A 23,019-nucleotide genomic window follows, 5' to 3' on the forward strand; every position below is an offset into this window, starting at 1 on the left:
CGTCACTCGCGGCCGGCTGCGCCGAGCAGCCCGTAGGGCCTCAGCACCAGGACCAGCGTCATCGCCACGAACAGCATGATATAGGCATAGCCGGGGTTGAACATGGAGGTGATGGAGATGATCTGGCCGGCGATCAGGCCGCCGAGGATCGCGCCGGGGAAGGAGCCGACGCCGCCGATCACCACCACGACGAATGTCTGCACCAGGATCGCCTCGCCGACATCCGGTGCGATCGAGACCACCGGCGCATTGACGATGCCGGCGAAGCCCGCCGCCATGGCGCCGATGCCGAACACCAGCATGAAGATCTTGTAGACGTCGATGCCGAGCGAATCGACCATCACCGAATCCTCGATGCCGGCGCGCACGATCATGCCGATCCGGGTGCGGTAGAGTACGAAATAGAGCGCCAGCAGCGCGACGGCGACGATGCCGAGCAGGGCGAGCCGGTAGGTCGGATACATCATGAAGCCGAGCGGCGTGATGCCGACCAGCGGGCCCGGCGGCGGCACCATCTTCGACAGGCTGCCGAAGAAGAACCGGACCGCCTCGACGAACACGATGCTGAGGCCGAAGGTGACGAGGAGCTGGTCCTCATGCGGGCGAGTGTAGAAATGCCGGATGATGAGCCGCTCGACCACGATGCCGACCAGCATCACGAAGAGCGAGCCTGCCGCCACCGCGACCAGGAACGAGCCGCTATAGGTGTAGGCGACCCAGCCGGCATAGCCGCCGAGCATGAACATCGCGCCATGCGCGAGATTCAGCACGCCGAGCGTGCCGTAGATGATCGTCAGGCCGGACGAGATCAGCGCGAGCAGCGCGCCGAGCACGAGCCCGTTGAAGCATTGCGAGATGAAGTTCGCCCAGTTGACCACGATGCTATCCGTTTGCCTGAACGCGGGTAGAGTCCGGCCTCGCGCCGGCTTCTGCGCTTGTCTTGTCGTCGGACGGGGGCTGGGGCAGGGAGCCGCGGGAGACCGACGTTCGGCCTCCCGCACCCCCTCCCGCAATCCGGAGAACCCGCCTTCTCAGCCAGCGCGGCGGCGGGTTCGATCGGTCAGGTGTAGTCGCCGAGCTTGCAGCCGAACGCATCCGGCTTCTGCATCAGCGGTTCGCCCGGAAGGACCTCGAGAACCTCCCAGAAGTCTTCCTTGTTCTTCATGTCCTTGACGGCCTTGCCGCGGACGATGACGACGGGGCGGATGCACTGGTGGTCTTCCGGCCGATAGCGCACGTCGCCGAGCAGCGAGGGAATCGTCTCGCCCTTCTCGTATTGCTTGATGACATCCGGCGGATAGAAGCTGCCGGCCTCCGTCACCATGCGCGCCCAATGCGCGAAGCTGACGTAGGCGTTCTCAGCGCCCCATTCCGGGCGATAGCCGAACTTCTTCACGAAGGCTTCGTTGAACATCTTGGCCAGCGGATACTTGTCCTCGAGCGTCCACCAGTAATCGGTCGCGGCGAAGACGCCTTCCATCAGCTCCGGCCCCGCTTCCTTGGCGAGGAACGGGATCTGGTAGGGGATCACCATCTTCATCGCCGGCGTCAGGCCGAACTGCTTGGCCTGCTGCACCGAGAGCACCGCGTCGCGGCCCCAGTTGACGTTGATGATGAACTCGGCGCCGGAATTGGCGATGTTGGTCAGGTACTGGCTGAAATCCTGGGTGCCGAGCGGGGAGACCTGGTTGGTCACCTGGGTCCAGCCGCCCTTCTCGGTCAGGTAGTCGTTGACCGACTTGGTGACGGTGTGGCCGTAGGTGTAGTCCGGCGTCATGAACGCCGCCTTGCGGTTCTTGCCGTAGGCCTTCACGAGCTGCGGGCCGATCGCGTTCGCGGCGGTCTCGCCGTAGAAATTCTGGCGGAAGCCGTAGCGCACGCAATCCTTGCCGGTGGTGTCGTTCGAGCCTGAAATGGCCGCGACGTAGAGCACCTTCTCGCGCTGCGCGAACTTGTTGAGCGCCACCGCGACGGCTGACGAGGTCGAGCCGGTCATCAGGATGATCTTGTTCTGGTTGATGAAGGTCTGCTGTTCCTGCACCGCCTGGTTCGGCTTGGCGGCGGAGTCGGCCGCGAGCAGGTTCACCTTCTTGCCGTTGACGCCGTTGTTGATCTTCGGCGCGAGCTTCTTCATCAGCTCATGGTTGGTGTTGATGTGTTCGACGGCGAGCTGCCAGCCCTTGAGCTCGTCCTCGCCCTGCACCGCATAGGCGCCGGTGCGCGGCACGGCTGCGCCGATATTGACGGTGTCGCCCTTGGACCCTTCGGGCCAGGTGCCGATTGCCGTCTGGCCGGCCGCGTGGACCGGGAACAGGCCCGCCGGCAGGATCACGCCGCCCGCAACGCCAAGGCCGCCCTGGATCAGCGTGCGCCGGGACAGGTTCGTGAGCTTGCGATTGTCGGATGTCATGTGCGTCCTTCCCCTCTGGTGTCCGATCCTCCCCTTCGTCATGCGGGGGTTTGGACGTGCTGTCGGCACCGAATATCTGAAGACACGTCGCGGCCATTCCCCGCTGCATTGGCTATATGGTCAATGCCACTTTCGTCCGATAATATTGATTATTGATCTCGATTAATAATCGGCCGCAGAATACTCCATGAGAACCAATCGATAAGGGGTGTAAACCGCATCATGCCGCTCACCGGACATCCCTTCGTCACAAAGATTTCTCGCCTCATGGATATGAACCCCGGGAACCTCGATAGCCTCGAGGCGATCATGGAGCGCGAGGGTACGGCAGCGAAGCGGCACGATCTCATCGTCCACGGGGCGGAGCATCGCGACCTGTGTTTCGTCCGGAGCGGCTACGCGATCCGCTACAGGCTGCTGCGGAACGGCAAGCGGCAGATTCTGAACGTGATTCTGCCGGGCGACGTGATCGGCTTTCCCGTCAGCTTCTTCGACCGCGCGACCTATGCGGTCGTGGCGGTGAGCAATCTCAGCTACAGCGTCTGCCCGCTCAGTTCCTATGTGCGTCTTTGCTACGAGCGGCCGCAATTCGGCCTCGTCCTGACCTGGCTCGCAGCCCGGGAAGCGGCGATTTGTGCGGAGCACATCGTCAATCTCGGCCGGCGCACGCCGATCGAGCGGCTCGCGCATTTCCTGCTCGAGATTCACGACCGCCTGCTGGAGGTCGGATGCGCCGAACAGACGCGGTTCGATCTTCCCTTTTCGCAAGGTATTCTGGCCGATGTGCTGGGGCTCAGCGTTCCGCACCTCAATCGCGTGATGCAGGAACTGCGTGCCGAGCGGCTGATCGTCAGCACCTCGCGTCTCATGGAGCTGCCGGACATCGCAGGATTGCGCCGCCTGGCACAATATCAACCGGTAGACCTTGCTCTCATTCCAGCCGAGCCAACGGCCCAGCGCGGCTTATGAGGCAGCAGGCAGGCTCTTGGAGGCAGGCCTCCCGAAACCGCCATCGATGAAGGCCTGCTCGACCTCGCTATGTTGTGGCAAGTGCTTTGCAGCGTGTGCCAATGGCAAATCCCTGTGGTCGTGCCTCGGTTCCGGGTGTTAATTTGAGTAATTAAAAATTACGGCGCGCGTATCTGGACTATCATTGAGTTTATTATCAGATATTCGGTTGGATTATTGACAAGAATGCACCGCAGATATCATCAGGTCGGGGCGTTTTAGTTTCGATTGCGGCTTGTGGTGCTGGAATGAATGTCATGAAATTCTCCATCGTTATGATGGCGCGAAGAGGAAAGCTTACGGCGCTGCCGGCGGTGAGCGCGACGGCGATTGTCGCCACGAGTCTTTCCCTGTCCTGCACGCCAGTCGTCGCTCAGCAGCAGAGCCAGGTCCAACTCGACGAGATCATCGTCGAAGGGACGCGTCCCTCGCAGGTTCCGGCGCCGTTCGCAGGCGGACAGGTTGCGACCGGGGCTCGCATCGGCGCTCTCGGCAACACCGACATTGCAAAGACGCCGTTCAGCGTCACCAGCTACACCGAACAGTTCATCCGCGACCGCCAGGCCAGGACGGCCTCCGAAGCCCTCGCGCTCGATCCATCGGTCCGGGCAACCCAGGGCACGGGCGCGCCGTTCGATTCGCTCTATATCCGCGGGTTCCCGATCAACGAGGGCACCAGCGGCGAGATCGCGTTCGACGGCGTCTACGGCGTCGCGCCGAGCTTCCGCGTTTTCTCCGATTACGCCGAGCGCATCGAGGTGCTGAAGGGGCCTTCGGCAGCGATCAGCGGCGTTTCACCCAATGGCGGGATCGGCGGCGTCGTCAATATCGTTCCGAAGCGTGCTGAAGGCGACCTGACGCGCTTTACGCTGAACTATGGTTCGAACGCACGAGGCGGCGGGCAGCTCGATATGTCCCGACGCTTCGGTGCCAATCGGGAATGGGGTGTGCGGGCCATCACGAGCCTGAATGACGGCAGGACAGCTGTCGACCATCAGAAGGAGCAGTCGGGCGTCGGAGCTCTGGCCATCGACTATCAGGGCGAGCGGTTCCGCGCATGGGCCTATGTCCTCGCTCAATCCGACCGCTTCAACGCGCCTGCCCGGCCATTCTTCATGCGCGCGGGAGTGCCGGTTCCCAAAGCTGCGGATGGTCGCCGCAACGTCACTCAGCCCTGGGAATATTCGGACGTCGATGATCGTGGCGGCTTGCTCAAGCTGGAATACGACGTCGCTGACGGCATCACCGTGTTCGGCAACGCCGGTGCCTCGCACAGCAATGTCGAGCGCTTCTTCGCTTCCGCGCCGATGATCACCAGCGTGCTGGGGACGACCAGCACCTCACCGCAATTCTACGGCATGGGTATCGATCGCCACACCTTCGAGGGTGGCATCAGGGCGAAGTTCGAGACAGGCTTCATTCGTCATAACCTGACCGTGCAGGCATCCCGTTATCATGAGGAGACCAAGCGCGAGTTCGGCGCTGTCGGCGGGACTTACATCTCGAACATCTACAATCCCGTGCGCGTGCCGGAAATTGCGGCTCTGCGCGTGGGGCGGCAGGCACCGCTGTCCGACAGCACGCTGACCAGCCTCTCGGCGGCCGACACCCTTTCGGCGTTCGACGAGAGCGTCCTGCTGACGCTCGGCGTCCGGCGTCAGAACATTCAGGCACGAAATTATGTGTCCAATGTCGGGACGCTGGCCTCGTCCTACGACAAGAGCGCCACGACGCCGTTCGTCGGACTGGTCATCCGTCCCTGGGAGCACGTCTCCTTCTATGGAAACTATATCGAAGGGCTGAGCCGCGGCGACGTTGCGCCGGTTACGGCCACCAATGCCGGCGAGATACTCGCTCCCTACGTGGCCCGCCAGATCGAGGCCGGCGTCAAGCTGGACTACAATGGCTTCGGAGCCTCGCTCGCGGCGTTCCAGATCACGCGGCCTGTTGGCGAACTCAGCCCTGCCGGCAGGTTCGCCGAAACGGGAGAGCAGAGGGTCCGGGGCCTCGAACTCCAGGCCTTCGGTCAGATCTCGTCGCAATGGCGTGTGCTCGGCGGCGTGACCCTTCTCAATGGGGAACTGACCCGGACGGCGGCCATCGCCAATATCGGCAATGCGCCCATCGGCGTGCCGCGCATTCAGCTCAATCTCGGCGCGGAATGGGATGTGCCCTGGATTGCAGGCCTGACGGTCAATGCCGCGATCATCCACACCGGCAAGCAGTACGTCGATGCCGCCAACACGCAGGCCTTGCCGGACTGGACGCGCCTCGACCTCGGGCTGCGCTACGCGACCGAACTCAACGGCCGCAAGACGACGTTCCGGGCGAATGTCGTGAATGTGACCGACACGAAATACTGGGCGGGAGCCGCTTCCTTCGGGACGTTCACGCAAGGGGCACCGCGGACATATCTCCTGTCCATGTCCATGGACCTGTGATGGCGCGCCTCCGCCTCTCTCGCCGCGGTCTTCTCGGTGCCGTCGGCCTGGGCCTGCCGCTCATCGCGGCCAGCCGGCCGTCAGCCGCGCCGATCAAGGTCACCGACATCCTTGGACGGGAGGTCGCGGTGCAGCTTCCTGTTCGGCGGGTGCTGCTCGGCGAAGGGCGGCAGATCCACGCCATTGCGGCGCTGGACCGCGGCAACCCATTTGAGCGGATCGTCGGCTGGGGGGAGGACCTGGAAAAATCCGACCCCGACAGCTACCGCGCCTATGCCGAACGCTTTCCGGAGGTCGCCGGCATCCCGAAATTCGGCAGCGTGGGAGCTGGCAATTTCGACGTCGAGAAGGCGATTTCGCTTCAGCCCGACGTGCTTCTCCTCAACTACGAAGCCGAGCGGGCCAGTGCCGAGATGCAGCTCGTCGACAAGCTCGCCTCCGTGGGGATCGCGGTGCTCTATGTCGACTTCCGCCATGCACCGCTCCGAAACACGGAGCTATCCTTGCGTCTGCTCGGGCGCTTGTTTGGAAGCGAGGCGATTGCGGACGCGTTGATCGCCTTCCGCAGAGACCAGATCGCCCGCGTGACGGCTCCGATAGCGAGAAACCCGGACCTCAAGCGGCCGCTCGTCATGCTGGATCGCATCCCCGGCTATTCGGACGCCTGCTGCATGAGCTTCGGGAAGGAGAATTTCGGCCTCATGGTCGAAATGGCTGGCGGCCATAACCTCGGCTCCGAACTTCTTCCGGGAACGTTCGGCACGATCAATCCTGAAACGATCATCGCCCGGGACCCGGACGTCGTCATCGTAACGGGCGGAAACTGGGACGCGCTGGCTCCCGGTGGCGGCTGGGTCGGCCTCGGTCCGGGGGCTGACCTATCGGCAGCTCGCAGCAAGCTCAAGGCGCTGGCGAAGCGTCCGGCATTCGCGCATGGCAAAGCCGTCGCCGAACAACGCGTCTTTGCGATCTGGCACCAGTTCTACAACAGCCCCTACCAGTTCGTGGCCCTGCAGCGCATCGCAAGCTGGCTCCACCCGGAGCTTTTCGGCGATATCGATGCAGAGGCAACGCTGCGGGAGCTGCACGAGCGCTTTCTGCCAATCCAGTATCAGCCTGGCTACTGGATTGGGCTGGCTGGCGGCCTGTGATTGCGCCGCGGAAATTATCCTCATCGCTGCCCAGCCATAGCTTTTCATCGATGCATGAGGCCCCCGAGCGCGGCGCCAACCGAGGCGCGGATGAATGCCATCTTCGGATGAGCCCAAGGGAGCCAGGAGAGCTCCGCCTACATCAAGAAGGCTGACCGGGCGCGACGTGTCGCGGCTGCCGTTCAGATGCTCCGGCCGGCACTGAAGGCGGAGGACGAAATTCCCGACGAGGAAGCACAGCCCATGAACGCAAAATCCCGCACCCTGTGATCAGGTGCGGGATTTTGCGTAACAAACCATAATGTTTTCAGCTCGGTAGAAAGCTGAGTGGTGCCCAGGAGAGGACTCGAACCTCCACGCCCTTGCGAGCGCCAGCACCTGAAGCTGGTGCGTCTACCAATTCCGCCACCTGGGCAACGGCGGTTCGTTTACGGGGGCCGAGTCGTCCTGTCAACGGCCCTGTCGCGGCGAAATGAATTTGTTTTTGCGGTCCTGTGGAAAGGGTCTCAGCGGCCATAGCGAATTCCGGGCCGTTCCGGTGCGAAAGCGGCCGATCGACGTTGAATGGGGGATGCCGCGTCTGGGAGTAGGGCGGAACGCCGCAGGGCCTGGGCGCAGGAGGTCTCTGCCGCAAAAGGCGTTTCCACTTTGGCGGAACATGATCTAGGAGGGCAGAAGCATTCTAAACGGAGCTTTCACGATGGCTTCCCAAGCCCCGGCCCAGCAACTCGTCACGGTTTTCGGCGGCTCCGGTTTCGTCGGCCGCCATGTCGTGCGCGCGCTCGTCAAGCGCGGCTACCGGGTGCGCGTCGCCGTGCGTCGGCCGGATCTCGCCAATTTCCTCCAGCCGCTGGGCACTGTCGGCCAGATCCACGCCGTTCAGGCCAATCTGCGCTATCCCGCCTCGGTCGCGGCCGCCGTGAAGGGCACTGACGCCGTCGTCAATCTCGTCGGCATCATGCAGGAGCAGGGTCGCCAGAGCTTCCCGGCCGTGCAGGCGAATGGCGCTCGCGCCGTCGCGCAGGCCTGCGCCGCTGCCGGCATCGCCCGCGTGGTCCAGGTCTCGGCGCTCGGTGCCTCCGCCGAATCGGCTTCGGCCTATGCCCGCTCCAAGGCCGAGGGCGAGGCCGCCATGTTCGCCTCCGTGCCGGGCGCGGTCGTGCTGCGGCCGTCCGTGATGTTCGGGCCGGAGGATACCTTCTTCAACCGCTTCGCCTCGCTCGCCCGGATGCTGCCGGTGGTGCCGCTGGTCGGCGATGGCGTGACGAAGTTCCAGCCGGCCTTCGTCGGCGACGTCGCCGAGATCGTCGCCCGTGCCGTCGACGGCATCGTGCAAGGCGGTCGCGTCTACGAGCTTGGCGGGCCGGAGGTGCAGAGCCTGCGTCAGATCGTCGAGGAGGTCTGCAAGGTGACCGGCCGCAAGCGCCTGCTCGCGCCGCTGCCCTTCCCGCTGGCGCGGATCATGGGCAGCGTGCTGCAGGTCGCCGATACGCTGACGCTCGGCCTGATCCCGGACGAACTCGTCATGACGCGCGATCAGGTTACGCTGCTCGCCAGCGACAACGTGGTCTCTGCGGAGGCCAAGGCCGAGGGCCGCGACTTCGCCGGGCTCGGGCTGGCGCCGACCTCGTCGGAGGCGGTCATCTCCTCCTATCTCTGGCGTTTCCGCAAGACCGGCCAGTTCGACGCGCTCCAGGCCCGCTGAGCGGCCGGGAGCAAGGCCCGTGCCGTTCGACCTCGTCATCTACGATTGCGACGGCACGCTGATCGATACCGAGACGCTTTATGGCGAGGTCAGCCTCGCCATGTGCCATGAGGTCGGGCTGAGCGACTGGACACTCGATCATTATGTCGAGCAGCTCGTCGGCATCCCCTGGGCCGACGGCATGAAGATCATCGAAATCGCGCTGGGCCGGCCTCTCCCGGCCGATTTCGAAACACGTATCGAGGATGCGGTCGCGCTGCGTCTGGAAACCGAATTGCGCGCGCTTCCCGGCGTGCGGGAGGCGCTGACCGTTCTGGCCGGGCGCCGCTGCGTGGCGTCCTCAACCGTGCTCGAGCCGCTGCGCCGCAATCTCGCGCTGGCGGGCCTGATCGACCTGTTCGATCCCCATGTCTTCTCGGCCTCGCAGGTGGCGCGCGGCAAGCCGTCGCCGGATGTCTTTCTGTTCGCTGCGTCGCAGATGGGTGCTGAGGCCGGGCGCTGCCTGGTGCTGGAGGATTCGGTGCCGGGCGTGCTGGCGGCGCGGGCGGCCGGCATGCAGGTCGCCGGATTCACCGGCGTCGCCCATGACAAGGGGCGCATGCGCGAGCGCCTGCTGGCCGCCGGAGCGGCAGCGGTCGTCGACGATTTCAGGGAATGGCCGGCGGAAGCGGCGCGCCTTGCGGGGCTGCGCGCCGCCTGAAGCGTGCCCTCAGAGCATGCTCGGCAGCACGCGGTCCGGCGGCTTGTGGCCGTCCATGAAGGTTTTAATGTTGACGATGACCTTCTCGCCCATGTCGGCGCGGCCCTCATGCGTGGCCGAGCCCATATGCGGGAGCACCACGACCTTGTGCTGGCGCGCCAGCCTGAGCAGGCGCGGATTGACCGCCGGCTCGCTCTCGAACACGTCGAGCCCGGCGCCGGCGAGCTCGCCGGCTTCCAGCATGCGGGCAAGCGCGGTCTCGTCGACGACCTCACCGCGGGCGGTGTTCACCAGGATCGCGTCCGGCTTCATCAGCTTGAGGCGGCGGGCCGAGAGCAGGTGATAGGTCGCCGGCGTATGCGGGCAGTTGACCGAGACGATGTCCATCCGCGCCAGCATCTGGTCGAGCGAATCCCAATAGGTCGCGTTGAGCGCTTCCTCCGTGCGCGGATCGACCCGGCGGCGGTTATGGTAGTGGATCGAGAGGCCGAAGGCGGCGGCGCGCTTCGCCAGTGCCTGGCCGATGCGGCCCATACCGACGATGCCGAGGCGCTTGCCGGTGATGCGCCGGCCGAGCATCCAGGTCGGCGACCAGCCGGCCCAGTCGTCATCGGGGATGACGCGCGCGCCCTCGGCAATGCGGCGGGCGACGGCCAGGATCAGCGCGATCGTCATGTCGGCGGTGTCGTCGGTCAGGACGCCCGGCGTGTTGGTGACGGTGATGCCGCGCTGCACGGCGCTGGCGACGTCGATATTGTCGACGCCGTTGCCGAAATTGGCGATCAGGCGCAGCTGGTCGCCGGCCTGCGCGATCACGGCGGCGTCGATCTTGTCGGTCACGGTCGGGACGAGCACGTCGGCGGTCTTCACCGCCTCGACCAGGGCGGCCTGCGACATCGGCTTGTCGTCGATGTTGAGCTGTGCGTCGAAGAGTTCGCGCATTCGGGTCTCGACCACGGCGGGCAGTTTGCGCGTCACCACCACCAAGGGCTTCTTCTTCGACATGGCGGTCACCCTTCCGTCATTGGCCGTATCGGCCTGATATCCTCAACCCGCCATTAACCCTGGTGGCCCAGGAATGGGAATTGTTGCGCGGCACCATGATCGTTGTCTAGGCGGCAGCGCGGCGGATGACAACTTGCCCCTTCGCCGGGGGTAAGCGGACGCGAAGGAGAGTGGCGGCATGAAAATCTCGTCGATGCGCTGCCTGGCCCTGGCGACGTTCGCCCTCCTCGGCTTGCCTGCGGTCGCCTCTGCCCAGGACATGCAGGCAGGCTCCGTCACCGGGCTGCCGGTGCCGCGTTATGTCAGCCTGAAGACGGATCGCGTGAACCTGCGCGAAGGCCCCTCGAAGGAGCACCGGACGCGCTGGGTCTATCAGCGCGCCGGCCTGCCGATGGAAGTCACCGCGGAATTCGAGACCTGGCGCCGCGTGCGCGATGCCGACGGCACCGAGGGCTGGGTGCTGCACAGCCTGCTCTCCGGCCGCCGCACCGCGCTCGTCGCGCCCTGGTCGAAGAAAAAGGACGAGAACTTCCCGATGCGCAGCGCTGCGAACGAGGAGTCAGCCGTCGTCGCCAGGCTGCAGCCGGGCGTCGTCACCAGCGTCTCGTCCTGCGTCAACGCCTGGTGTCGCATCAGCGTCGGCAACATCGATGGCTTTATCCGCCAGGAGCGTCTCTGGGGCGTCTATCCCAACGAGAAGGTCGACTGACGCTGGCCGCCTGCGCTACTGCGCAGTCAGCACCATCACCGGCCGGCCGCGGCTGTCGAGCAGCGCGAGCAGGCCGGAGCCGCGATGGATATCCCAGCGGCGGACCTTGGCAAGCCCGTCGAGGAAGCCGCGCTCCTGCGTCATCACGTCCGGCGCGCAGGCCATCATCGTCGAAACCATCCGCGAGAACCGGATCGTCCGGCCTTTGAGCGTCGCATTGCCGCCGAAGCCGTTGCAACCGCCCCGACCTGACACCTTGCCGTCCGCCGCGATGGCGAGGGTCGTGACGATCGAGCCGGGAACGTCCTTGCTGCCGAGGCTTGCGAGACGCCAGCTTCCGATCGGGGAGGGGGCGGCGGCGGGCGGCCGGTCATCGCCCGAGACGCGCTGGACCCAGATATCGGTCTTGTCCGGCCCGCCCGTGAAAACGCTGTGCCGTTCCGTGGTAATGAAGAGCAGCCGGTCGCCGTCGAGAATGCGCGCCTGCAGCGCGTAGCTGTGCCGGGGCTCGATCCGCCGCGAATCGAAGCGCAGGGTCCAGCGCGCCGGGATGCGCCGACCGGAAACGCGGGTCTCGGCGATCGTGCGGGAGGGGGCATCGGCCAGCGAGACGTCGAGCAGCTTGACCTCGACGACAGCGCCGGGCGGCAGCGCCATGCGTTCGCGATAGGCGACGGTGCCCCGAAGCACGCGCGGTGCGGCGAGCGCCGGCGTGGCGGGAACGGCCGCTGCGAGCAGGAGGCCTGCAAGCGCGCGGCGCGAGAGCGGCGAATCGGTGAAACGCATGAATATCGTCTCCGGAAGCGGCGGAGCGGCGATCAGCCGTCGATCTTGCGCAGCCGCACCACGACGTCGACCCGCGCGATCTCATAGCCCGCAGGCGGCACCGGCAGGCTGGCGACGTCGATCTCGTCGGCCGGGATGTCGATCACCCGGTTCTCGCCGTCGACGACGAAATGATGGTGATCATGGTCGGCGGTGTCGAAATAGGCCTTGGCGCCGTCGAGGGTGAGCTCGCGCAGCAGGCCTGCCTCGGTGAACTGGCGCAGCGTGTTGTAGATCGTCGCCAGCGAGACCGGGATGCGCTCCTTCATCGCCTCTTCGAACAGCATCTCGGCGCTGACATGGCGCTGGCCCTTGGCAAAGAGCACCCAGCCGAGCGAGACGCGTTGGCGGGTCGGGCGCAACCCGACGCGCCGCAGCTTCTGGCGGATATCGTGAAAGGGACAGCCCTGCCGCGCCGACGTTCCATAGCCCTGGTCCTGGGAGGTCAGGTCGCTCATGCCGTGCTCGCGTGCCCTTTTGTCTAACGGATGTCCTGGAGGCTCCGTCTCTTGAATGATTTCAACTGAAATGTAGGGCGTCGGGCTTCCCGTCGCAAGCGTCGCGCCGGCTTCCAGGCGGTGGGCGCCCCTTGCTGCATTGATCTGGCACGGTTTCGTTGTGGTTTTCGGCGTTGCGGTGTGGGTCGACACGTCCGCTGCTCTTTCGTTTCCGGCTTCCGCTGTGTTAGGCACGGCACAGGAGACACCGGCCGAATCCGGCCGGTGCGAGGGAGCCTCACGGGAATGCAGCGTCAGTCGTCTTTCAGCTACGAGGAGATCCTCGCCTGCGGTCGTGGGGAACTGTTCGGGCCGGGCAATGCGCAGTTGCCGCTGCCGCCGATGCTGATGTTCGACCGCATCGTCGAGATTGCCGAAGAGGGCGGCGAGCACGGCAAGGGCATGGTCCGCGCCGAGTTCGACATCAAGCCCGATCTCTGGTTCTTCGACTGCCATTTCAAGGGCGATCCGGTGATGCCGGGCTGCCTCGGGCTCGATGCGCTCTGGCAGCTCACCGGCTTCTTCCTCGGCTGGCTCGGCCTGCCGGGCCGCGGCCGGGCGCTCGGCGTCGGCGAGGTCAAGTTCGCCGATCAGGTCCTGCCATCCGTCAAGAAGGTCGTCTACGGCGTCGACTTCAAGCGCGTCTTCAAGTCGAAGCTCGTCCTGGGCATCGCCGATGGCTGGCTGGAGGCCGACGGCAAGCGCATCTACACGGTCAGCGACATGCGCGTCGGCCTGTTCAAGCCGGAAGCCGCCTGAGGAAAAACGCAGCCCGACCTTGCGCGCAGCTGCCGCTCGGTCCATTTGCGCGATAGGAATCCAGAAGCGGCCGGGCTTGCCCGCCGCGTGCTGAGAGCTGGAGTAGCGAGCATGAGACGCGTCGTGGTCACCGGGATGGGCATCGTCTCGTCCATCGGCAACAACACGCAGGAGGTCCTGGCGTCGCTGCAATCGGCGAAATCGGGCATTTCCTTCGTTCCGGATTTCGCCGAGCACGGCTTCCGCAGCCAGGTCGCCGGCGTGCCGACGCTCGATCCCGCGACGGTGCTCGACCGGCGCGCCATGCGTTTCCATGGTGGCGGCTCGGCCTGGAACCAGGTCGCGATGGAGCAGGCGATCGCCGATGCGGGCCTGGAGACGGCCGAGATCAGCAACGAGCGCACCGGCATCATCATGGGTTCCGGCGGCCCCTCGACCCGCGCCCTGATCGACGCCTATGACAAGGCCCGCGAGAGCGGTTCCTCGAAGAAGGTCGGCCCCTTCGCCGTGCCCAAGGGCATGTCCTCGACCGCTTCGGCGACGCTGGCGACCTGGTTCAAGATCAAGGGCGTCAACTATTCGATCTCCTCCGCCTGCGCGACCTCGAACCACTGCATCGGCAATGCCTATGAGCTGATCCAGTGGGGCAAGCAGGACGTCATCTTCGCCGGCGGCTGCGAGGAGCTGGACTGGACGCTCTCCGTCCTCTTCGACGCCATGGGCGCGATGTCCTCCGACTTCAATGCAACGCCCGCGCGCGCCTCGCGCGCCTATGATTTGGCCCGCGACGGCTTCGTCATCGCCGGCGGCGCCGGTGTCGTCGTGCTCGAGGAGCTGGAGCACGCCAAGGCGCGCGGCGCCAAGATCTACGGCGAGATCGTCGGCTATGGCGCGACCTCGGACGGCTACGACATGGTCGCCCCGTCCGGCGAGGGCGCGGTGCGCTGCATGAAGATGGCGCTGGAAGGCGTGAAGGCCAAGGTCGACTACATCAATCCGCATGGCACCTCGACCCCGGTCGGCGACGCCAAGGAGATCGAGGCGATCCGCGAGGTCTTCGGCGCCGGCGACAAGTCGCCGCCGATCTCGGCGACGAAGTCGCTGACCGGCCATTCGCTCGGCGCCACCGGCGTGCAGGAAGCGATCTACTCGCTCCTGATGCTCAACAACGACTTCATCTGCGAGAGCGCCCATATCGACGAGCTCGACCCGGCCTTCGCCGACATGCCGATCGTGCGCAAGCGCATCGACAATGCCGGCCTCGGCTGCGTGCTCTCGAATTCCTTCGGTTTCGGCGGCACCAACGCCACCATCGTGATGAAGCGCCTGGAGGTCTGAGAGCGCCATGCTCTTCATGGTGATCGAGCATTTCGATCAGGCCCGCGTGAAGGACGTCTACGCCCGCTTCCAGCATAGCGGGCGGATGGCTCCGGCCGGCGTGCGCTATGTCGAGAGCTGGGTCTCGGCCGATCTCGGCCGCTGCTTCCAGATCATGGAATGCGACGATGTCGCGCTGCTGCAGGAATGGGTCCTGCAATGGAACGATCTCGTGCGTTTCGAGATCGTGCCGGTTTCGACCTCGAAGGCCGCCGCCGCCGCGATCACCAGGACAGACTAGCCGTTTTCGTGCCCGCAAAAACCGGGCAGTGCCGATATGCCGAGAGTTCGATCCACCCGACCAGCCGACTTCCCTCCGTTTCCCCGCCTTCGGACCCGTTCCTGAAGCCCCTTCCGAGTTTGCCATGCTCCCGCTGATGCACAACAAGCGCGGCCTCATCATGGGCGTCGCCAATCAGAATTCGATTGCCTGGGGCATTGCCCGCACCCTTCACGCCCATGGCGCCGAGATCGCCTTCACCTATCAGGGCGATGCGCTCGGCAAGCGCGTCCGGCCGCTGGCGGAGAGCATCGGCTCGAAGCTGGTCGTGCCCTGCGATGTCGAGGACAGCGCTTCGGTCGATGCCGCCTTTGCTGCGCTCGACGAGGCCTGGGGCGGCGATCCCGAGCGCAACACGCTGGACTTCATCGTCCACGCCATCGGCTTCTCCGACAAGAACGAGCTCAAGGGCCTCTATGCCGACACCAGCCGCGAGAACTTCTCGCGAACCATGGTGATCTCCTGTTTCTCCTTCACCGAGATCGCCCGGCGGGCAGCGGAGCGCATGCCCAGGGGCGGCAGCATGATCACGCTGACCTATGGCGGTTCGACGCGGATCATGCCGAACTACAACGTCATGGGCGTCGCCAAGGCGGCGCTTGAGGCGAGCGTGCGCTATCTCGCCGGCGATTACGGCCCGCGCGGCATCCGCGTCAACGCGCTCTCGCCCGGGCCGGTGCGGACGCTGGCCGGCGCCGGAATCTCGGATGCGCGCGCGATGCTCTCCTGGCAGCGCGCCAATTCGCCCTTGCGCAAGTCGGTTTCGCTTGAAGAGATCGGCGGCTCGGCGCTCTATTATCTCTCGGATCTCTCCGGAGGTGTCACCGGCGATATCCATCATGTCGATGCCGGCTACCACATCACCTCGATGCCGGTGCTGGATTCGCTGCGCGCGGCCGATAGCGGCAACGGCGATTAGCCGGAACCCCATGGCCGGGGCGCGGTTTTCCTTCGATTGAAAGGAGGATGCGCGATGGTCATGGTCAAGTACGAGGTGGTCGAGCATGATGGCGGCTGGGCCTACAAGGTCGGCGGCGCGCTGTCGGAGACCTTTCCGACGCATGATGCGGCGTTGAAGGCGGCAAACCGGGCCGCCGCCCGGCAGACGGTCGCCGGAAATACCGACGGGATCGTCTATCAGGATCAGAACGGCCGCTGGCACGAGGAGCTGGCGGATGGCCATGACCGGCCCGCAACCAGGGTCGTCGACGGCGGCTGAGCGGCGGCTCGTTCCCAGGAGAGCAACAGGGCCGTTGAGCGGCCCTTTCGCTTTGCCTGCCGGCAGGCCTCAGCGCGCGGTAAAGAAGGTCAGCAGCACCTTGTTCTTCTCGCCGAGCAGGCAGAGGAAGCGGCGCGGCTTGTCCGAGCGATCGGTCCGCAGATAGGCCTCGGCCATGACGATGCGCGTCACCGGAATGTTTTCGATCTTCGCTTCGGACACCGCGACCGTGGCGGCGTCCTCGTCGATATAGATGTCCTTGATCTCCGGTTCCTTGGCGTGGAGCGCCTGCAGCGCAGCCGTCTTGCAGGTCGCGATCTCCGGCGTTGCCGGTTTCTCGCTTTTCGGTGGGACTTCCTGGGCTGATCCAGGCCCGGACAGCAGGACAGTCGAGATCAGGGCAGGAGCCAGAAGGCGCAGCATGCGAAGCCTCTCACATTGAACGGTGAGACGAGAACGCGACAAAGCACGGAGAGTTCAATCGCGCGATCGAGATGGCGGCCGCCGGAGCTGCTGGCGCGTCTCGCAAGTCCGCCAAACGAAGGACGACATCTTGCCGGTCGCCACGGACGCTTGCCTCCGGAACGGGGCAGGAAACGCGATGACGACACTGGACGGGCCAGTTGGACGGCGTAACGGCGTGGCCGTGCTAAGCGCCCCTGACGATCAGCGCAAGATTATCGACCTGCTGGATCGGATCGGGCCGTCGGATGGGGGGCAGAGCGGCGCCTGGTCCAAGCCTTCGCCGGGTCGGCGTTATGCGCCGCCTTCCGCTTTGGTCGCGGCGATCAAGCAGTTTCAGCAGCGCTGGCAACCGACCGGCGAAATACCGAAGGTCGACAGTGTTGTCGATCCCAACGGCAAGACGCTGGGGAAGCTGGATGCGCTTGCGGGCGCGCCATCGGGCCCGCTGCCCGTCGGCCCTGGCGGCACGAATCCGGAGTTGATCCACGGCATGCTCGTCGAGCAGATGAACCCCGACGCAGCCGTGCCTGTCGTGGAAAAGAAGATGGTGCTGGCGCCGTTTATCCCGGGAATGCCGGCCATGCAGGTTCCTGTGGTCGGTGTCTTCTACCCATTCCGGTTTCGGATCGAGAAGGATGGGCGCAATTATTGGGTTGGGGTCGCGGCCTCGCCGCTGACCAGTGATTTCACCCAGGCACAGATTTTTATTCACCCGACCCCGACGCAAGGAAAGGTCGTTGTCGCCACGGTCGGCGATTACCCCCGCTTTGCGGGCGGATGGAACAAGATATGGCGCTATCTCCCGACGATTGGGACCCAGATGGCCGCAGTGCGGCCGACATTGTTGATCGTGCCCTTCATGCCCGACCCCGCCAGGGATCCCGAATCCGCCTGGAACATGTTTTCCACTCGCCCGGTCGAGACCCTGAGCGCCATCGTAACGGCAACGCATCGCGAGATGGCCGCGCGCCTTCCCATTACCGGACCTCGCCAGCCTCACAAGCTGCAACGGATTGGCGTCGCGAGCTACAGCTCCGGAATCTACTTCCAGCAGGCTTTCCTGAATTTGTTCGCCGGTACGGGGTTGGTGGCGGAGACCTTCGATTTTGATAGCCGCTGGATCGTGAGGGAGCGCAAGAAGCCGTGGGTGTGGACGACGAACGCGCGAGCCACCTGGATCTCGCAATGGGCACCGCCCAAACCCGACAGCCATGGGCGATCGGAGTATCCGCAGCCGCCGCCGGGCTCATTTATCCATATCCCGGACAAAGCGCTTTTGCGTGTCGGCCCGCCGACTGCGACCGCTCACGGCAAAATAGGTAATTTATCCTATCACTGGATGATGCTTCGCAGCGTCATCCAGTAGCAAAGTTCCGAGTGTCGGCGGCTTCGCGTGCCGATCGCGACGGTTGGCTCGCCCGATCGAAACCTGCTCTCGGTTGGGTGTCGCCCACGCCGCAAATGGTCAGATGCGGCGTGGGCAGATGATTCAGAGACCCAGCTTCTTCTTGCGCTGGCCGAGCGTACGCAGGCGAAGCGCATTGAGCTTGATGAAGCCGGCTGCGTCGCGATGGTCGTAGGCGACCGCACCTTCCTCGAAGGTGACGAGGTCCTGGTCGTAGAGCGAATAGTCGCTCGATCGGCCGATGACATGGACGCCGCCCTTGTAGAGCTTGAGGCGCACGTCGCCGGTGACGAACTCCTGGCTCTTGTCGATCAGCGCCTGCAGCATCTCGCGCTCCGGCGAGAACCAGAAGCCGTTATAGATCAGCTCGGCATATTGCGGCATGATCTGGTCCTTGAGATGGGCTGCGCCGCGGTCGAGCGTGATCGACTCGATGGCGCGATGCGCCGCATGCAGGATCGTGCCGCCGGGCGTCTCGTACATGCCGCGAGACTTCATGCCGACGAAGCGGTTCTCGACGAGGTCGAGCCGGCCGATGCCGTTGTCGCGGCCGAGATCGTTGAGCTTGGCGAGGAGCGTCGCCGGCGAGAGCTTCTGGCCGTCGATCGAAACCGCGTCGCCCTTCTCGAAGCCGATGGTGATGATCGTCGGCTTGTCGGGCGCATCTTCCGGCGAGATCGTGCGCGAATAGACGTAATCGGGCACCTCGACCGCCGGGTCCTCCAGCACGCGGCCTTCGGACGAGGCGTGCAGCAGGTTGGCGTCGACGGAGAAGGGCGCCTCGCCGCGCTTGTTCTTGGCGATCGGGATCTGGTGCTGCTCAGCGAAGGCGATGAGCTGCTCGCGCGAGCGCAGGTCCCATTCGCGCCAGGGCGCGATCACGACGACGTCGGGCTTCAGGGCATAGGCGGTCAGCTCGAAGCGGACCTGGTCGTTGCCCTTGCCGGTCGCACCATGGGAGACGGCGTCGGCGCCGGTCGCCTCCGCGATCTCGATCAGCTTCTTGGCGATCAGCGGCCGCGCGATCGAGGTGCCGAGCAGATAGACGCCCTCATAGGCGGCGTTGGCCCGGAACATCGGGAAGACGTAGTCGCGCACGAATTCCTCGCGCAGGTCCTCGATATAGATGTTCTCCGGCTTGATGCCGAGCAGCAGCGCCTTGTCGCGCGCTGGTCCGAGCTCCTCGCCCTGGCCGAGATCGGCGGTGAAGGTCACGACCTCGCATCGATAGGTGGTCTGCAGCCATTTGAGGATGATCGAGGTGTCGAGACCGCCGGAATAGGCGAGGACGACCTTTTTCACGCTGCTGTCAGCCATCTGTTCATTTTCCTTCTGGCAGCCCCCATGGGCCGCGTTTCGGACGCAATGGCGCACTATCCCAGCGTTCGGGGCGAAGCAATCGGAACCTTCTGATCGATCCCGCGTCGTCCGCTGATGGATCGATGCGGGCGAGCGCGTCGTCCTTCCATTCCACAGGCGCTCATTCGCGGCGCTTGCGGTCGCGTTACGAAGGGCGCAGGCTCGATCGGGCGCGACACGACATGACGACCTGTTCGGAGGCTGAATGCCGAATCGTCCCGTTCTGGACTTCTGGTATGAGTTCGCGTCGCCCTATTCCTGCCTGAGCGCCCTGAGAATCGAGAAGCTGGCCGAGGAGGCCGGCGTCACCTTGCGCTGGCGGCCCTTCCTGCTCGGGCCGATCTTCGCGGCACAGGGTTGGAACACCTCGCCCTTCGCGCTCTATCCCAGCAAGGGCCGTTATATGTGGCGCGATACCGCCCGGCGCGGCCGGCGGCAGGGCGTCGCCATCGTCAAGCCGGAGAATTTTCCCCAGAATTCCCTGACGGCGGCGCGGCTGGCGCTCGCCGGCCGCGACGGCGGCTGGACGCCTGCCTTCTCGAAGGCGCTGTTCCAGGCGCATTTCTGCGAAGGCCGCAACATGGCCGAGGAAGCCGTACTGAGCGCCGCGCTGAAAGAGGCGGGCAGCGATCCCAATGTCGCGATCCCGCTCTCGCGCAGCGAGGAGGTCAAGGGCCGCCTGCGTGCTGAGATCGAATATGCCAAGTCGATCGGCATCTTCGGCGCGCCCTTCTTCGTCGCCGGCGACGGCGAACTGTTCTGGGGCGACGACCGTCTGGAGGAAGCTCTGGAATGGGCGACGGAAGGGCGTTGAGGCGATGATCGTGAACCGGCGCCACATGCTGATGGCGGGCGCCGGCCTGTGCCTGGCCTCGGGCGCGCGGGCGCGCCCCGCCTTGCCCGGCGAGGCGCCGACCTATGACGCCCGTGAATTGACCACCGTGCCCAACGCGGCCGCGATCGGCCGGCGCTACTGGTCGCCCGGCCTCAACGAGGGCTATGTGCCGCAGGGGCTCACCGTCTTCGGCGACGAGATCCTGATCGCGGCCTATCGCAGCACCGAGCGCGACCAGGACAACGGCCCCGCGCGGCTGTTCCGGCTCTCGCGCCGGGACGGGCGCCTCCTCGGCAGCTTCGCGCTGCCGGCGACCTATGGCCATCCCGGTGGGCTCGCCACGGCGCGGGACACGCTGTTCGTCGCCAATTCCGGGCGGCTCCTGGCTCTCGATTTCAAGGAATCCTGTCGCAGCGGCGAATGCGTGCCAGTGAAGGAAGTGCGCGTCGACAAGACGATGGGGCCTTCCTTCCTGACGACGTCGGGCGATGCGCTCTGGTTCGGGCCCTATCGCCGCGAAGGCGCACCGAACCTGCACGCAGTTCCCATCGATCGCGTCCTTGCTGGCGGCGAGACGCCGATCGGTCTTGCCGATAGCCGGGCCATCCTGCCGCTGCCGCTCCTCTCGCAGGGCGCGACTTTCGACAAGGCGGGCAAGGTCTGGATTTCGCAGAGCTCCGGCAACCGGCCGGCCTTCCTGTCGCAACTCGACCCCGCCACGGGTGCCGTGCTTGCGCGCTACCCCGCTCCCGGCGGGATCGAGGATCTCGGCTTCGCGCCCGATGGCAGGCTCTGGGCGGTCGGCGAGGCCGGAACGCAGCGCTGGAGCCGCTGGAGCACCTTCTATCCGCTGGTGTTCGAGATCGATCCGGCCAAGCTCGTCGCCTGAGTTCTAGTGCGAGCCAGGCGCCTGCGGCGGCCGCGCCCATGGCCCGCGCGCCGCGGTTTCCTCGACCATGGTCGGCAGGTCCTGACGCTCGCCGATCTTCGGCGGGTGCGGCGGCATCGCCGGCATCCGCCCGCCGGCCGTCTCGACCAGCGCCTGCACGCGCTTGGTGACGGAAGGGTGGGTCGAGAACAGGTCGGCGAAATCGTCGGGGTCGTTCTCGAAGCACATGTCCATCACGCCCGACGGCACCCCCTCGATATCGGCCCGGCCGGAGATCTTGAGCAGGGCGGAGATCATCGCATCCGGGTTCTTGGTCAGTTCGACCGCCCCCGCATCGGCGAGGTACTCGCGCGAGCGCGACAGCGACAGCCGGATCAGCACCGCCAGGAACCACGAGACCGCGATCACCGCGATGCCGATGATGATGGCAAGGCCGTTGCCCTTCTTCGCATCGTCCGATGAGACCCTGACCCGGCTGCGACCGAAGCCGCGGAAGACGATTTCGCCGATGAAGGAGATCACGCCGGCGATCACCACCGCGATCACCATCAGCCGGACGTCGCCATTGCGGATATGGGTCAGTTCATGCGCCAGCACCGCCTCGACCTCGGCGTCGTTGAGCTGGGCGAGGAGCCCGGTCGTGACGCTGACGGTGAACTGCTTGTCGTTGACGCCGCTGGCGAAGGCATTGAGCGCCTCGCTTTCGACGATGGCGAGCTTCGGCATCGGCAGGCCGCGCGAGATGCAGAGGTTCTCCAGCATCCGGTAGAGCTTCGGGTTGTCCTCGCGCGCGAGGCCCGTCGACCCCGTCACGGCATTGATCATCGCGACATTCATGCGGAAGCCGACGAAGACCCAGAGCATCGTCGCCGCGGTGATGAAAGGGAACCACGAGCGGAAGATGCGGCCGGCCTCGCCGAAGGCGGTGCGCCCGCGCGGCACGCCGCCATAACCGAAGGCGACGAGCAGCAGGCCCCAGGCGGTGAGATAGACCAGCAGGAAAAGCCCAGCGATCAGGAGGTTGGACCTGATCCGGTTGTTGCGCTGGTGGGTATAGAGCCCGAAGGCCTCGGCCATCGCAGCCGCTCCCGTGAACGTCTTGCCGCCGTCAGAACTTCACGCTGGGTGCGACTTCGATCTGGGCGCGGGTTTCCGGGCCGACATCGAAGAACTCGCGCTGGGTAAAGCCCATCTGCGGCGCGAACAGCACCGCCGGGAAGGCCTGGATCGCCGCGTTGAACTCGCCCACCGCATTGTTGAAGAAGCGCCGCGCTGCCGCCAGCTTGTCCTCGACATTGCCGAGATCGACTTGCAACTGCTGGAAATTGGCGCTGGCCTTGAGGTCGGGATAGGCCTCGCCCAATGCGAGCAGCCGGCCGACTGCCCCGGAAAGCTGCTGCTCGGCCGCGGCCTTGTCATGCACGCCGGTCGCGCCCTGTGCCGCGTTGCGGGCGGCGATCACCGCATCGAGCGTCGACTTCTCGTGCGTCGCATAGCCCTTCACCGTCTCGACCAGGTTCGGGATCAGGTCGTGGCGCTGCTTCAGCTGGACGTCGATATCGGCGAAGGCCTGGTTCACGCGCTGCCGCATCGCGACGAGCCCGTTATAGGTCATGATCAGGTAGACGACGAGAACGACGATCAGTCCCAGAATGGCCCAGCCCATGGAATGCTCCCGCGAAATGCCGTGAAACCTGCCCGCAGACTGGCATGGCGCGCGATGCTGGGGAAGCGGCTCGGCAGGATATTGAATGTGACGTAACGTTATGTTCTGTCTTGAGCGCTGTCGTGACGAAAGGCGGGTCGCGCGACACTCAAGAATAAAGATATCCGAAAGAGCAGGGGATGGGGCAGTGCGGGTTTTTGTGGCGGCGCTGCTGGCGCTGACTGTGGGTGCTTGCAATCAGACGGTGCAATCGGAAGGGCCTGAACCGGTAGCGGCTGCCTTGCCGGCAGCGCCTGCCTTGCCACCGGAGGGGC

The 23,019-nt window shown here is 65.3% G+C and carries 23 protein-coding genes and 1 tRNA gene; 14 read left to right on the top strand and 10 right to left on the bottom strand.

Annotation, left to right across the window (positions count from 1 at the left end; all coding sequences use genetic code 11):
• Positions 1-2: 2 nt before the first annotated feature.
• Positions 3-878 (bottom strand): branched-chain amino acid ABC transporter permease, encoded by an 876-nt coding sequence (locus FHT98_RS17315; protein ID WP_061968432.1) that lies wholly within the window; start codon positions 876-878, stop codon positions 3-5.
• Between the two features lie 182 nt (positions 879-1,060).
• Positions 1,061-2,410: a substrate-binding protein gene (locus tag FHT98_RS17320; RefSeq protein WP_061968429.1), complete on the bottom strand. Its 1,350-nt coding sequence runs from the start codon at positions 2,408-2,410 to the stop codon at positions 1,061-1,063.
• A 222-nt stretch (positions 2,411-2,632) separates the two neighbouring features.
• On the opposite strand from FHT98_RS17320, the gene FHT98_RS17325 reads away from it, so the two are divergent.
• From FHT98_RS17325 to FHT98_RS17335, 3 genes are all read left to right on the top strand, one after another.
• Positions 2,633-3,379, top strand: a complete 747-nt coding sequence (locus FHT98_RS17325; protein ID WP_061968428.1) for a Crp/Fnr family transcriptional regulator — start codon at positions 2,633-2,635, stop codon at positions 3,377-3,379.
• A 296-nt stretch (positions 3,380-3,675) separates the two neighbouring features.
• The gene (locus FHT98_RS17330) at positions 3,676-5,859 is read left to right on the top strand and encodes a TonB-dependent receptor (RefSeq protein WP_244492870.1); all 2,184 of its coding nucleotides are present in this window, start codon (positions 3,676-3,678) and stop codon (positions 5,857-5,859) included.
• Positions 5,859-7,010: an ABC transporter substrate-binding protein gene (locus FHT98_RS17335; RefSeq protein ID WP_142114765.1), complete on the top strand. Its 1,152-nt coding sequence runs from the start codon at positions 5,859-5,861 to the stop codon at positions 7,008-7,010. The genes FHT98_RS17330 and FHT98_RS17335 overlap by 1 nt, the downstream gene beginning before the upstream one ends.
• A 328-nt stretch (positions 7,011-7,338) precedes the next feature.
• Here FHT98_RS17335 and FHT98_RS17340 read toward each other — a convergent pair.
• Positions 7,339-7,425, bottom strand: a tRNA-Leu gene (locus FHT98_RS17340).
• A gap of 285 nt (positions 7,426-7,710) precedes the next feature.
• On the opposite strand from FHT98_RS17340, the gene FHT98_RS17345 reads away from it, so the two are divergent.
• Positions 7,711-8,715: a complex I NDUFA9 subunit family protein gene (locus FHT98_RS17345; protein WP_061968423.1), complete on the top strand. Its 1,005-nt coding sequence runs from the start codon at positions 7,711-7,713 to the stop codon at positions 8,713-8,715.
• A gap of 19 nt (positions 8,716-8,734) precedes the next feature.
• A complete protein-coding gene (locus FHT98_RS17350; protein ID WP_061968421.1) occupies positions 8,735-9,415 on the top strand; it encodes an HAD family hydrolase in 681 nt (226 codons plus the stop codon).
• A gap of 9 nt (positions 9,416-9,424) precedes the next feature.
• Here the strand turns inward: FHT98_RS17350 and FHT98_RS17355 are convergent, their stop codons facing one another.
• The gene (locus tag FHT98_RS17355) at positions 9,425-10,420 is read right to left on the bottom strand and encodes a 2-hydroxyacid dehydrogenase (RefSeq protein ID WP_061968419.1); all 996 of its coding nucleotides are present in this window, start codon (positions 10,418-10,420) and stop codon (positions 9,425-9,427) included.
• A gap of 178 nt (positions 10,421-10,598) precedes the next feature.
• Between FHT98_RS17355 and FHT98_RS17360 the strand changes: the two genes are divergently transcribed.
• On the top strand, positions 10,599-11,129 hold the full coding sequence (locus FHT98_RS17360; protein WP_061968418.1) for an SH3 domain-containing protein: 531 nt from the start codon (positions 10,599-10,601) through the stop codon (positions 11,127-11,129).
• Between the two features lie 15 nt (positions 11,130-11,144).
• Here the strand turns inward: FHT98_RS17360 and FHT98_RS17365 are convergent, their stop codons facing one another.
• Both FHT98_RS17365 and irrA read right to left on the bottom strand, forming a co-directional pair.
• Positions 11,145-11,915, bottom strand: a complete 771-nt coding sequence (locus FHT98_RS17365) for a YbaY family lipoprotein (RefSeq protein ID WP_061968416.1) — start codon at positions 11,913-11,915, stop codon at positions 11,145-11,147.
• A 32-nt stretch (positions 11,916-11,947) separates the two neighbouring features.
• On the bottom strand, positions 11,948-12,412 hold the full coding sequence (gene irrA, locus FHT98_RS17370) for an iron response transcriptional regulator IrrA (RefSeq protein ID WP_061968414.1): 465 nt from the start codon (positions 12,410-12,412) through the stop codon (positions 11,948-11,950).
• Positions 12,413-12,697: 285 nt separating this feature from the next.
• On the opposite strand from irrA, the gene fabA reads away from it, so the two are divergent.
• The 5 genes from fabA (at position 12,698) to FHT98_RS17395 (ending at position 16,086) form a co-directional block, all read left to right on the top strand.
• Positions 12,698-13,210 carry a 3-hydroxyacyl-[acyl-carrier-protein] dehydratase FabA gene (gene fabA / locus FHT98_RS17375; RefSeq protein ID WP_061968412.1) on the top strand — a complete coding sequence of 171 codons (513 nt, stop codon included), beginning with the start codon at positions 12,698-12,700 and terminating at the stop codon, positions 13,208-13,210.
• Between the two features lie 111 nt (positions 13,211-13,321).
• Positions 13,322-14,548, top strand: a complete 1,227-nt coding sequence (fabB, locus tag FHT98_RS17380) for a beta-ketoacyl-ACP synthase I (RefSeq protein ID WP_061968410.1) — start codon at positions 13,322-13,324, stop codon at positions 14,546-14,548.
• 7 nt (positions 14,549-14,555) lie between these two features.
• Positions 14,556-14,828, top strand: a complete 273-nt coding sequence (locus FHT98_RS17385) for a DUF3303 domain-containing protein (protein WP_091857892.1) — start codon at positions 14,556-14,558, stop codon at positions 14,826-14,828.
• A gap of 124 nt (positions 14,829-14,952) precedes the next feature.
• Entirely contained in the window at positions 14,953-15,786 is an 834-nt protein-coding gene (gene fabI, locus FHT98_RS17390; protein ID WP_142114766.1) for an enoyl-ACP reductase FabI, read from the top strand.
• A gap of 54 nt (positions 15,787-15,840) precedes the next feature.
• A complete protein-coding gene (locus FHT98_RS17395) occupies positions 15,841-16,086 on the top strand; it encodes a DUF2188 domain-containing protein (RefSeq protein ID WP_061968406.1) in 246 nt (81 codons plus the stop codon).
• Positions 16,087-16,155: 69 nt separating this feature from the next.
• On the opposite strand, the gene FHT98_RS17400 is transcribed toward FHT98_RS17395, so the two are convergent.
• Positions 16,156-16,509, bottom strand: a complete 354-nt coding sequence (locus FHT98_RS17400; RefSeq protein WP_061968404.1) for a hypothetical protein — start codon at positions 16,507-16,509, stop codon at positions 16,156-16,158.
• A 178-nt stretch (positions 16,510-16,687) separates the two neighbouring features.
• On the opposite strand from FHT98_RS17400, the gene FHT98_RS17405 reads away from it, so the two are divergent.
• Positions 16,688-17,917, top strand: a complete 1,230-nt coding sequence (locus tag FHT98_RS17405; protein ID WP_061968402.1) for a hypothetical protein — start codon at positions 16,688-16,690, stop codon at positions 17,915-17,917.
• Between the two features lie 123 nt (positions 17,918-18,040).
• Here FHT98_RS17405 and FHT98_RS17410 read toward each other — a convergent pair whose 3' ends face one another.
• Positions 18,041-19,273 carry an argininosuccinate synthase gene (locus tag FHT98_RS17410; RefSeq protein WP_061968400.1) on the bottom strand — a complete coding sequence of 411 codons (1,233 nt, stop codon included), beginning with the start codon at positions 19,271-19,273 and terminating at the stop codon, positions 18,041-18,043.
• A 247-nt stretch (positions 19,274-19,520) separates the two neighbouring features.
• Here FHT98_RS17410 and FHT98_RS17415 point away from each other — a divergent pair, with 247 nt between their 5' ends.
• The gene (locus tag FHT98_RS17415) at positions 19,521-20,129 is read left to right on the top strand and encodes a 2-hydroxychromene-2-carboxylate isomerase (RefSeq protein ID WP_061968398.1); all 609 of its coding nucleotides are present in this window, start codon (positions 19,521-19,523) and stop codon (positions 20,127-20,129) included.
• Positions 20,130-20,139: 10 nt separating this feature from the next.
• Positions 20,140-21,039 (top strand): NHL repeat-containing protein, encoded by a 900-nt coding sequence (locus FHT98_RS17420; RefSeq protein WP_142114767.1) that lies wholly within the window; start codon positions 20,140-20,142, stop codon positions 21,037-21,039.
• 3 nt (positions 21,040-21,042) lie between these two features.
• Here the strand turns inward: FHT98_RS17420 and FHT98_RS17425 are convergent, their stop codons facing one another.
• Both FHT98_RS17425 and FHT98_RS17430 read right to left on the bottom strand, forming a co-directional pair.
• Positions 21,043-22,116 (bottom strand): M48 family metallopeptidase, encoded by a 1,074-nt coding sequence (locus FHT98_RS17425; RefSeq protein ID WP_142114768.1) that lies wholly within the window; start codon positions 22,114-22,116, stop codon positions 21,043-21,045.
• Between the two features lie 31 nt (positions 22,117-22,147).
• Positions 22,148-22,705 (bottom strand): LemA family protein, encoded by a 558-nt coding sequence (locus FHT98_RS17430; RefSeq protein ID WP_061968393.1) that lies wholly within the window; start codon positions 22,703-22,705, stop codon positions 22,148-22,150.
• Positions 22,706-23,019: the final 314 nt, after the last annotated feature.

The organism is Allobosea sp. AK1, from assembly GCF_006714945.1.
Classification (GTDB): domain Bacteria; phylum Pseudomonadota; class Alphaproteobacteria; order Rhizobiales; family Beijerinckiaceae; genus Allobosea; species Allobosea robiniae.

Excerpts from the sequence above, each read along its gene's own strand:
- FHT98_RS17320 (WP_061968429.1), bottom strand. The coding sequence starts at position 2,410 with ATGACATCCGACAATCGCAAGCTCACGAACCTGTCCCGGCGCACGCTG.
- FHT98_RS17325 (WP_061968428.1), top strand. The coding sequence starts at position 2,633 with ATGCCGCTCACCGGACATCCCTTCGTCACAAAGATTTCTCGCCTCATG.
- FHT98_RS17330 (WP_244492870.1), top strand. The coding sequence starts at position 3,676 with ATGAAATTCTCCATCGTTATGATGGCGCGAAGAGGAAAGCTTACGGCG.
- FHT98_RS17335 (WP_142114765.1), top strand. The coding sequence starts at position 5,859 with ATGGCGCGCCTCCGCCTCTCTCGCCGCGGTCTTCTCGGTGCCGTCGGC.
- FHT98_RS17345 (WP_061968423.1), top strand. The coding sequence starts at position 7,711 with ATGGCTTCCCAAGCCCCGGCCCAGCAACTCGTCACGGTTTTCGGCGGC.
- FHT98_RS17355 (WP_061968419.1), bottom strand. The coding sequence starts at position 10,420 with ATGTCGAAGAAGAAGCCCTTGGTGGTGGTGACGCGCAAACTGCCCGCC.
- FHT98_RS17360 (WP_061968418.1), top strand. The coding sequence starts at position 10,599 with ATGAAAATCTCGTCGATGCGCTGCCTGGCCCTGGCGACGTTCGCCCTC.
- FHT98_RS17365 (WP_061968416.1), bottom strand. The coding sequence starts at position 11,915 with ATGCGTTTCACCGATTCGCCGCTCTCGCGCCGCGCGCTTGCAGGCCTC.
- irrA (WP_061968414.1), bottom strand. The coding sequence starts at position 12,412 with ATGAGCGACCTGACCTCCCAGGACCAGGGCTATGGAACGTCGGCGCGG.
- fabA (WP_061968412.1), top strand. The coding sequence starts at position 12,698 with ATGCAGCGTCAGTCGTCTTTCAGCTACGAGGAGATCCTCGCCTGCGGT.
- fabB (WP_061968410.1), top strand. The coding sequence starts at position 13,322 with ATGAGACGCGTCGTGGTCACCGGGATGGGCATCGTCTCGTCCATCGGC.
- FHT98_RS17385 (WP_091857892.1), top strand. The coding sequence starts at position 14,556 with ATGCTCTTCATGGTGATCGAGCATTTCGATCAGGCCCGCGTGAAGGAC.
- fabI (WP_142114766.1), top strand. The coding sequence starts at position 14,953 with ATGCTCCCGCTGATGCACAACAAGCGCGGCCTCATCATGGGCGTCGCC.
- FHT98_RS17395 (WP_061968406.1), top strand. The coding sequence starts at position 15,841 with ATGGTCATGGTCAAGTACGAGGTGGTCGAGCATGATGGCGGCTGGGCC.
- FHT98_RS17400 (WP_061968404.1), bottom strand. The coding sequence starts at position 16,509 with ATGCTGCGCCTTCTGGCTCCTGCCCTGATCTCGACTGTCCTGCTGTCC.
- FHT98_RS17405 (WP_061968402.1), top strand. The coding sequence starts at position 16,688 with ATGACGACACTGGACGGGCCAGTTGGACGGCGTAACGGCGTGGCCGTG.
- FHT98_RS17410 (WP_061968400.1), bottom strand. The coding sequence starts at position 19,273 with ATGGCTGACAGCAGCGTGAAAAAGGTCGTCCTCGCCTATTCCGGCGGT.
- FHT98_RS17415 (WP_061968398.1), top strand. The coding sequence starts at position 19,521 with ATGCCGAATCGTCCCGTTCTGGACTTCTGGTATGAGTTCGCGTCGCCC.
- FHT98_RS17425 (WP_142114768.1), bottom strand. The coding sequence starts at position 22,116 with ATGGCCGAGGCCTTCGGGCTCTATACCCACCAGCGCAACAACCGGATC.
- FHT98_RS17430 (WP_061968393.1), bottom strand. The coding sequence starts at position 22,705 with ATGGGCTGGGCCATTCTGGGACTGATCGTCGTTCTCGTCGTCTACCTG.